The sequence below is a fragment of the Bacteroidia bacterium genome (assembly GCA_019695265.1).
Taxonomy (GTDB): domain Bacteria; phylum Bacteroidota; class Bacteroidia; order JAIBAJ01; family JAIBAJ01; genus JAIBAJ01.
The window spans coordinates 1-10,127 of sequence record JAIBAJ010000122.1; the positions used below are offsets into that span (position 1 = coordinate 1).

The 10,127-nt window shown below is 39.0% G+C and carries 7 protein-coding genes; 5 read left to right on the forward strand and 2 right to left on the reverse strand.

Annotation, left to right across the window (positions count from 1 at the left end):
* Positions 1–782 (reverse strand): hypothetical protein (locus K1X82_13480; GenBank protein MBX7183117.1); only part of this gene is annotated, 782 nt, incomplete at its 3' end.
* A gap of 40 nt (positions 783–822) precedes the next feature.
* Positions 823–1,500 carry a metal-dependent hydrolase gene (locus tag K1X82_13485; protein MBX7183118.1) on the reverse strand — a complete coding sequence of 226 codons (678 nt, stop codon included), beginning with the start codon at positions 1,498–1,500 and terminating at the stop codon, positions 823–825.
* A gap of 123 nt (positions 1,501–1,623) precedes the next feature.
* On the opposite strand from K1X82_13485, the gene K1X82_13490 reads away from it, so the two are divergent.
* From K1X82_13490 to K1X82_13510, 5 genes are all read left to right on the forward strand, one after another.
* Positions 1,624–2,553 carry a PhoH family protein gene (locus tag K1X82_13490; protein MBX7183119.1) on the forward strand — a complete coding sequence of 310 codons (930 nt, stop codon included), beginning with the start codon at positions 1,624–1,626 and terminating at the stop codon, positions 2,551–2,553.
* A 9-nt stretch (positions 2,554–2,562) separates the two neighbouring features.
* Positions 2,563–3,309 (forward strand): gamma-glutamyl-gamma-aminobutyrate hydrolase family protein, encoded by a 747-nt coding sequence (locus tag K1X82_13495; protein MBX7183120.1) that lies wholly within the window; start codon positions 2,563–2,565, stop codon positions 3,307–3,309.
* Entirely contained in the window at positions 3,309–3,752 is a 444-nt protein-coding gene (locus tag K1X82_13500; GenBank protein MBX7183121.1) for a retroviral-like aspartic protease family protein, read from the forward strand. The genes K1X82_13495 and K1X82_13500 overlap by 1 nt, the downstream gene beginning before the upstream one ends.
* 73 nt (positions 3,753–3,825) lie before the next feature.
* Entirely contained in the window at positions 3,826–6,849 is a 3,024-nt protein-coding gene (locus K1X82_13505) for a M1 family metallopeptidase (protein ID MBX7183122.1), read from the forward strand.
* Positions 6,850–6,926: 77 nt separating this feature from the next.
* Positions 6,927–9,704, forward strand: coding sequence for an insulinase family protein (locus K1X82_13510; GenBank protein MBX7183123.1), 2,778 nt, complete (start codon positions 6,927–6,929; stop codon positions 9,702–9,704).
* The last annotated feature ends 423 nt before the right edge of the window (positions 9,705–10,127 follow it).

The following is a 10,127-nucleotide window of genomic DNA, read 5'->3' on the forward strand; positions in this document are numbered from 1 at the left end:
ATATAAATATCACAACTTCCTTCTCCATCTCTTCGATTGCAAGCTGTCATAAATATCCATTGTCCATCCGGTGAAATGCATTGAGCCCCTTCATTTCCGTCGGTGTTAATGGGCGGACCTAAATTTAAGGCTGGAGACCAACCTTCATTAGTTTTGTTGGTAACATAGAAATCTTCTTGCTGATGCCCAGTTTCGTCCCTGAAGTTACGCGTGAATATGAGGGTTTTGCCATCGGTAGTTAAGCTTGGAAAGTATTCAAAATGTTGGGAGTTAACATTCTTTCCCAGGTTCATCGGGTCAAATGGTACAGGATGCTTTATTGCTTCAGCACCAAATTTGGCATTTTCAAGCATACGTTCTGCCCTGATTTGCATATCGGGCAATAGTTTGGGTTGCTTCAGGAAAGTCTCTAGGTTTGTTTTTGCCTGTTCGTATTTTCCAATTCCCAACTGAGCAATGCTAATTCTGAAAAACGCTTTAGGGAAAAAATCCTTATCTTGTTCAATGAGTTTATTCCAGTTTGTTTCTGCCTCATCAAACATTCTTAAATCAGTAAGGAGATCCGCCAGAAGAACCCTGGCATCCAGGAATTTTTCATCTTCTGCTAATGCTTTGCGCAGCAATTCACAGGCATCTAATTCTAGTCGGCGGTTATAAGCTATATAAGCATCTTCAAAATGCTTAATGGCTTTTTTGTTCTTGGTTTGAAGCTTGTCTTTTTGAGCCCAAGCAATTGGGGATGAAAAAAAGAGTACAACCAAAAGGAGCAGGAATTTTTTCAAAGCGGTGTTTTTTGATGTTAAAACAAGAACCTTACCTAAACTAAATGGAAATGGTGTCGCCAATTTGAATGAAAATCAGTTCTTTTTTCAATTCATCAAACGATTCTTTTGCAAGTTTATGGTCTACTTTAATAAATCCAAAGGTGTCGTAGTGTAATGCAATGACTTTATTGCAGTGAACAAATTCGGCGGCAAGTGCAGCTTCGTCGGCGTTCATAGTAAAGTTGTCGCCTATTGGTAATAAACATACATCCAAATCGTAGCCTGACAACAACTGCATATCTAAGGTTAATGCGGTGTCGCCTGAATAATAGAAGTTTCCTTCTTCTGAAGTAATTACAAATCCCATTGGATTGCCGGCATAGCTGCCATCCGGGAAGCTGCTGCTATGTTGTGCCACGGTGCATTTTACAGCAAAATCACCGAAATCTTTTCTTCCGCCAGTATTCATTGGGTGGGCATTGGTAATACCTTGTTTAGAAAGCCAAACATAAATTTCATAAGCACAAACGCAAATGGCTCCGGTGCGATTTGCAATTGCAACAGCATCTGCAATGTGATCTTCGTGCCCGTGACTAATGAATATATAATCGGCTTTTACTTCGTCCAAATTGATGTGGGCCGCTAAAGGGTTGGGTGAAATAAAAGGGTCAAAAAGCAAATGTTTGCCATTAATTTCAGCAGAAAAGCAGGAGTGTCCAAAATAGGTAAAGTTCATAAATTGGTATTTTTGAAAAGGTTAAAGCAAAATTAAAAAGGTACAAGGCAATGCCTTATTTTCACCCCCAAAATTAAGCAGCATTTGACAGAGAAGACTTTTTTTATTGAAGGGGTTCGCCCCATGGATGTTTTTGGACCTAATGACCAATACCTTAATTTAATTTCCGGTGCCTTTCCACATTTGCGGATTACGGCCAGAGGGAACCAGGTAAAGGTGTTAGGTGAGCCTCAGAATATTGAATTGTTTGAAGAAAAGTTCTTCGATATTTTGGAGCATATTGAAAAGTTTAAACGAATTTCTGAGAACGATTTAGCCTATTTTTTGGAAGATAACCGAATGGAAGTGAGTCCGATTAATGATTTTTCGGATGAGATTATTCTTCATGGGCAAAATGGATTGGTAATAAAAGCCAGAACGCCGAATCAGCGTGTTATTTGTGAGAAAATTCGCAACCACGATATGTTGTTTGCGGTTGGGCCTGCCGGAAGCGGAAAAACCTATACGGCAGTAGCTTTGGCAGTTAAAGCATTAAAAAGTAGGGAGGTTAAACGAATAATTTTAACCAGACCTGCAGTGGAGGCAGGAGAAAATCTTGGATTTTTACCGGGTGATTTAAAGGATAAACTAGATCCTTATCTTCAGCCTTTATACGATGCTTTACGCGATATGATTCCTCCTGAAAAGTTGAGGAATTACCTGGAAACAGGAACTATTCAAATTGCGCCTTTGGCTTTTATGAGAGGCCGGACTCTTGAGAATGCTTTTGTGATTTTGGACGAGGCCCAAAATGCCACCCGGAATCAAATGAAAATGTTCTTAACCCGAATGGGCATGTCAACTAAATTTGTGATTACAGGTGATATGACCCAAATTGATTTACCACGGAATCAACCTTCCGGATTAATTGAAGCAGTTAGCCTGCTAAAGAAAACTGAAGGTGTAGCAATTGTAAATCTAACTGGAAAGGATATCGTCAGAAATCCGCTGGTTAGCCGAATATTAAAAGCATACGACGAAAGTAAACAAACTCCAACTGAACAAAAACCTTAAATCTATCTTATGAAACTGATTGGTGTATCTGCCTGCTTTATTTATCCCGACCCAAATCGTTTAACCCATGGACATAAAACCCTCCAATATTTTGAAAGGGATATGTCGAGGTATCTTTCCCGAAAAGGTGTAATGCCGGTATTAATTCCGGACTTAGACAATGCCGAACAATTTCAGGATTTTATTGCCCAAATGGATGGTTTTGTTTTTCAGGGTGGTGCTGATTTGGCTCCGCAATCTTATGGTGAAGAACCCATTTTGGATGGTCGTTGGAAGGGCGATGCTTATCGCGATGCATATGAGTTGAAAATAATGGATTATTCGGTAAAAGCAGGGAAGCCGGTTTTGGCTATTTGTAGAGGTTTTCAATTGATGAATGTGTATTTTGGTGGAACCCTTTACCAAGATTTGCAAACCCAAAATCCCAACATTAAAAAGCACCGAGATGCAGAATTATACGATCGAATTTCACATGAAGTCAGGTTTACTCCCGGTGGCTTATTCGAGAAGATGTATGGAAATCAGTTTCCGGCCAAAGTAAATACAGTTCATCACCAAGGTGTTAAAGATTTAGGAAATAACTTGAAAATACAAGCTACCAGTGCAGAAGATGGTGTCGTTGAAGCCTTTACATGGAATGGGGCAGAAGAAGGAAAAGTGGTAGGTGTTCAATGGCATCCGGAGTTTTTTCATACTATTCAAGACCAATTGATTCCTGCTGAACCGGTTTATGATCAGTTTTTAAAGTTTATTTGATGGGCAAAGAAAAGCGGACCGTATTGAAATTAAAAATAGTGGAATTGGATAAGCAAGGCTTCCATTACTTTTTAAAAGCAAAAGTGAATGAAAAATCTGCCCGGTTTCTCTTGGACACCGGTGCCAGCCATACCGTTATGGATTTAACCAGGATAAAATCCTTTATCGATCATTCCGACTTCGAAGAAAATCCAACACTTTCTACCGGTTTAGGTACGAATACTATGCAAAGTCAAATTGCACACATTGAATCATTTCAACTAGGTAAAGCTGTATTGAAAGATTTTGAAATGATATTGATGGATCTTTCACATGTGAATGAAAGTTACCGATTGGTTGATAAAAAGCCTCTGGATGGAGTTTTGGGAAGCAATGTGCTTCGAAAACTGGAGGCAAAAATTAATTTTGGAAAGAATCCAAGCCTGCGTTTGAAATTGCCTTAAAAAATCCTGTACTTTCCATCAATTTCTTACAGATTTTCCTACTTTCACCTTCTCATTTTTAAGTTATATACCATTGAAAAAGATCTACTTTTTCTCCCTTTGGATGTTGTCAAGTATTTTGGCAGGTGCTCAAAATCTAGACTATTTCCAGCAAGATGTTACCTATCAAATTGAGGTGCAATTGGATGATAAAAAGCATACTTTGGCCGGCTTTGAAACCATTCGATATACCAATAATTCACCCAATGCCCTGGAGTTTATCTGGTTTCATATCTGGCCGAATGCATATGCCAATTCAAAAACTGCCTTATCTAAACAAGAGGTGGAGAATGGAGACACCTACTTGCATTTTCTTAAAGGTAAGGGCTTGGGATCCATGGATGGTATCGCTTTTCAGGTAGATGGCAAGCCGGCCTCCTGGGAGTATCATCCGGAACATAAGGATATTTGCAAGGTTTTACTGAATACCCCTTTGTTGCCTAAACAAAGCATTACCTTAACCATTCCTTTTCATGTTCAAATTCCGGATGGACAAATTTCTAGACTAGGCCATGTAGGCCAAGCTTATTTTATAACTCAATGGTATCCTAAACCGGCTGTATATGACCACAAAGGATGGCATGCCTTTCCTTATCTTAATCAAGGTGAGTTTTATTCTGAATTTGGTACGTATGATGTGAAAATAACCTTGCCTGGAAATTATGTGGTTGGTGCAACCGGAGATTTGGTGGATGGTGCGGCCGAGTTGGATTGGCTTAATAAAAAGGCCGAAGCAACTGCGGCAAAAACAAATTTTGATACCAGAGACATGGATTTCCCCGAGTCAGAAAAGGAGACTAAAACCTTGCATTATCACCAGGAAAAAGTGCATGATTTTGCCTGGTTTGCAGATAAACGCTGGAATGTTTTAAAAAGCGAAGTTGAACTTCCCAATAAACAAAAGGTAACAACCTGGGCTTATTTTACTAACCAAAATGCCTCAACCTGGAAAAAAGCTCCTCAGTATATCAATGATGCCACCTGGTTTTATTCTCAGCATTGTGGGAATTACCCTTATAAACATGTAACTGCAGTTGATGGAACCATTGCAGCCGGAGGTGGAATGGAATATCCGAATATTACTGTAATTGGAAACGCCGGAAGTGATTACTCCCTCGAAACTGTTATTATGCACGAAGTTGGTCATAATTGGTTTTATGGAATCTTAGGAAGTAATGAACGTGAATTTGGGTGGATGGACGAAGGTTTGAACTCCTTTTTTGAAAGCAGATACAATGAATGGAAACATCCTAAAGCTAATTTCTTCGACCTAATTGCCGGGGAGTCAAAGGCTATAAAAGTTCTTGGGAAATTTATAGGAGCCGACAAGCAAGCTCAAAATTATTACTATGAAATGTCTTACCTGTTTGAAGGTAGACGAGGAGAAGACCAACCCATTCAAACACATAGTGCCGATTTTACCATGTTGAATTATGGCGCTATCATGTACAGCAAAACCGCCGATGTGTTTAATTATCTACTCGATAATTTGGGAGAAGATCTTACCGATAAAATCTTTAGAACCTATTTTGATCGCTGGAAATTTCGACACCCCTATCCCGAAGATTTTAGAAAGGTGGCTGAAGAGGTGGCACAACGCGATTTATCCTGGTTGTTTAATGACTTAATCCAAACCAATAAAAGGATGGATTATAAAATTAGAAAGGTTAAAGCCGATTCCGATAAACTTCATTTTCAAGTTGTAAATCTTGGGCAAACCGATGGACCAATTAGTGTTTCGGCTATTAAAGATGGTAAAGAAGTAAAAAAGGAATGGTTCAATGGATTCCAAGGAAAGAAGGATTTTACCTTGAATTTAAACCCAGCAGAAGCCGATAAATTGGTGCTGGATTATGACAGACGAACAGTAGATTTATATCGGAAAAACAACCAAAGTAGGGTAAAAGGCGCTTTTAAAACATGGGAAAAACTGCAATTTAAGTTTGTAGGCGGATTGGAAGATCCAACTAGAAACCAAATTTTTTGGACCCCAATTGTTGGCGCTAACCTGTATAATAAGTTTATGCTGGGATTGGCTTTTTACAATGCCTTGCTTCCCAATCGCAGGTTTGAGTATATTGTTGCTCCCATGTATGGTTTTGGGAATAAAAATTTGGCCGGCCATGCCGAGTTTTTCTATAATATGTATCCACGCCTTACCTTTTTTCAAAAAATTAGCCTGGGTATCGAAGGCTCACGCTATGCCTGGAATGGTAATAATGGAGGCTTAAATTACAATGTGCTTATTCCATCGGTGTCGTGGACTATCAAGAAAACCAGCCCAAGAAGCCACTTCCAACAAAGTACTTCCTTTAGAACCATTTTTGTGAGTAAAGAAAACTTTGTTTATGGTAATGAAGTAAGTCGCTTTTCCAACTACTATGTGAATGAGTTTACTCACCGTTTTGTGAATGATCGTAAAATAAATCCGTTTAGCATCGTTCTGAACGTTCAACAAAGCACCGGAATGGCTAAAGCATCCATTACCGCCAACTATAGCAAAACGTTTAAAGGTAAGAATAAGAGCTTTGATATCCGCTTGTTTTACGGAAAAGTGTTTGTATACGATTATGCCAAAGTTAAAGCCGATTTTCGCTACAGGTTAAGCGGTTTGGCCGGATATCAAGATTATCAGTATAGCCAACCCTTTATTGGTAGGTTTGAAAATCCTAACCAAAGCTTTTGGGGCAACCAGTTTATTGATGGAGATGGTGGATTTAAGGTGTTTTCACCTTATGGACAAACAGGTAATTGGTTGCTTGCAGCCAATTTTAAAACAAGTATTCATCGTGTAATTCCTTTTAAACTATTTGTCGATATAGGAACTTATGCCATGGCAAAAAATGCTTTTCCGGAAAGTAGATCCTTTGTTTTTGACTACGGTGTTTCTTTGCCAATACTGAAAAATGTATTGGAAATTTACTACCCAATCGGCTACTCTAAGGATATTGATTATTACATGAGCCTGAATGGAATTAAATGGTACCAAAGGTTTCGCTTTTCACTTAATTTGAAAAATATCAATCCAATAAAAATGGCCAGAGGCCTTTCTTTTTAAATTGTTCAGGTTCGATTTAGATTGGTAAGAAATTCATAGTTAGGTTATAATTTCTATTTTTAGGCATTAGTTATGCCTTGAGAAACGTCCTGTTCATATTAGCACTTGGCTTTTGCCATTGGGCTTGGAGCCAGCCCTTGCCGACAGATTCTCTTCCACTGAATAACGATATTCGGTATGGAATTTTACCCAATGGCTTAACTTATTACATACAATCCAATTCTAAACCTGAAAATTATGCTGTTCTTAGGCTGGTTGTAAAGGTAGGTTCGGCTGTTGAGCTAGAAAGCCAGCAAGGGATGGCGCATTTTATTGAACATATGGCATTTAAAGGTACAAGCCATTTTAAAGGAAAGGAATTAATCGATTTTATAGAAAAGACCGGTGGGAAATTTGGAGCCGATTTGCACGCTCAAACCGGAATGAACGAAACTTTGTACCGACTAAATGTGCCAACCAATGATTCAATTTTGTTTAATAAGGGCCTTCAGGTTTTGGAAGATTGGGCTCAATCCATTCAATTCGACCCCTTGCTCATCGCCAATGAAAAGCTAATTATTGAGGAAGAGCGCCGGGAAAGACAAAATGCAGAAGAACGTGCCAGGTTAAATTACTTGCCCGAATTCATGAAAGGTTCGGTGTATGCCGACAGGAAACCTATTGGAAAAACGGAAATTATTGAAGGTTTTACTCATGCATCACTTTTGGAATTTTATAAGAAATGGTACCGTCCCGATTTAATGGGTATTGTACTTATTGGCGATTTTGAAATAAATACGATTGAAAATCTGGTTAAACAGAAGTTTGGTGCTATTTCTAAACCTAATACTCCCTTACCATCTATCGATTTTGTGCTTCCTTCACAAGATCAGCCACAGGCTTCTGTTTCATCTGATAAAGAGTTTGTAAAATCAAATGTTTCTCTTTTTTATAAGCAAACTAATCAGCTGAAAGTAATAACTTGGAACGATTTCAGACTAAAACTTACCCACGAGTTGTTCATTCGAATGCAGCAAAATCGCTGGAATAAATGGAAACAAAAGTTCCCCGATTTTGAACATAAGGTGCGATTTAGTCCTTTGGTACGTAACCACGATTATTTCGCTAATGAAATTGAGTTTTATGGCTCGGATTGGAAACCGGCAATGGAACTGCTCTATCTGGAATTGAACCGGATAAAACTTTTTGGTTTTAGTTACGAAGAAATGGAAGAAGCCAAAGAAAGTATACTCTCTGAATCCATTCGAAAGGCTAACCAAAAGGAAGCAACCGATTCAAGATACCTTTCTTCATATTGCATTGGTCATTTCTTACGAAGCGATCAGTTGCTTGGTCCGGATCTTTACCTTTGGCATGCCCAGGAGTTACTTCACCGGATTGATGTCTCGGAGGTGAATTCCCTTGCTGAAAAATGGATGGGAAAGGATAATAATTTGTTTATTATTCTGCAATTGAAGCAAGATGACTCTGCCTCTGTTCCTACCAATCAAGAGTGTTTGAATTATTTTTTGAGTATTCGAACCGATACATTACAACCCATTCAGTTTTTTCCCAAAATAAATTCAGTAAAACCGCCTTCTGTTCTTCCGGAAAAGGGAAAGTTGTTGAATGTTAAATCTGTGTCTTCATCCTGTTCGCAATGGCAACTCTCGAATGGGGTGCAACTTACCATTTTGTCCACCAAACGTAAACCTGGTGAGGTGGTTTTTAAGGCAGTTGCTCCGGGAGGACGTTTGTCCGAGTCGGCAAACGATTATTCTATTTTAAGTTATTTACCTGAATATCTGATGGGATCCGGTCTGGGTGACTATTCCTCAGACGATATAGACTTTTTTATTCGAAAAAGGAAACTCTCGTTTTTTCCAAGTTACGATAATGGCAGAGATCAAATTGATGGAAAATGTGATTATTCTAATCTTGAATCGTTGTTTTATTTGAATTACCTATATTTTACTGCCGGTAAAATTGATTCAATAAAGGCTATTTCTACTATAAATTCACTTCAAAGTTCGTTTAACAATTCCTTAAATGATCCTGAGAATTTTTTCTATTATACCATTAATAGTTTGTTTGATTCTTGTCAATTTGGTCGATTTCCATCAACTGAGTTTAGTACAAAAAAGGCCATGGAATTATATCGAAAACATGTTTCAAATGCTGCTAATTATCAGTTTTTTTTACTAGGCGATATTGATACTGTTGAACTTAAGCCATTGGTTGAGAAGTATTTATCTTCATTGCCTTCTTCTGCATTTAAGCCTTCACTGCAGGAACTTAAATTAGCTTGGCCTTCAAGAAATATGCGCAGTTTGGAATTTAGAAAGGGAATAGGTGATAAAGTATATTTTTCCCAGGTATATTTTGGGGGATTGGATAAAGGTGAAGATAATGTTCTCGAAATGAGGCTATTGCAGAGCCTGCTTCAGGTTAGGTTACGGAATTTAATTCGAGACCAGAACTCAGGTGCTTATGTAACCAACGCTTTTTTGTATTTGGAGGAGTTTCCGGCCCCTTCTTTTCGCCTTATTTTGGAGTTTCGCTGCAATCCGGAGAAGTTGGAAAGTTTGGTTACTCAATTGGACCAAATGGTTGATCAATTGCGGAAACAAGGTTTTTCGGAAGCGGAGTTTTTCAATGCTTTAGAAGCGAATCGTAAGCAGTTGCAGCAGCAATTTACCCTCAATGAATTTTGGATGGAAGCTATGATTAAGGCTCATTCCAATGGTCATGACCTCCCCACGGTCGATGATTTTTTACAACAATTGAATCGGGTTAATCTCAAGCGACTAAATTCCAAAGCCCGTAAGGTTTTGAAGCCTGGAAAATGTTTTAAGTTTATTATGAAGCCGGAGTAGTGTTTTTTTTATGCGGGCCGCTTTCGCCAACAAATAGTACCGGTTTACCAAATTGAGTCGATTGGCGAAAGCGCCGGGCTATCCGTTCCAAGTCCTCGCCCCGAAAAGGTTCGGGGCTGTGGGCTTTCCACTACTATCCCTGCCCGAACGGAACCTCAACCTTTGGGTATGTTGTTCGGACTTTCTTGGTATTTATGCGATACTACTAGACGACTTTTAATTTTGAATTGGCACTATACGAATAGGTACGGTATCGGGCAGGGATAGAGGCAAGTAGCTCCAAGGCAACGCAGCGGTTTAGCGGAGTTGGCTTGGACTACAGCCGATAGCCCGGTGCTATTCGCCTTGCAGGAAACATTTACTTTTTTACTCCTTTTTGAAGGCGAATAGCAGCCCGCCAAATAATAATTACCTGCATAACCA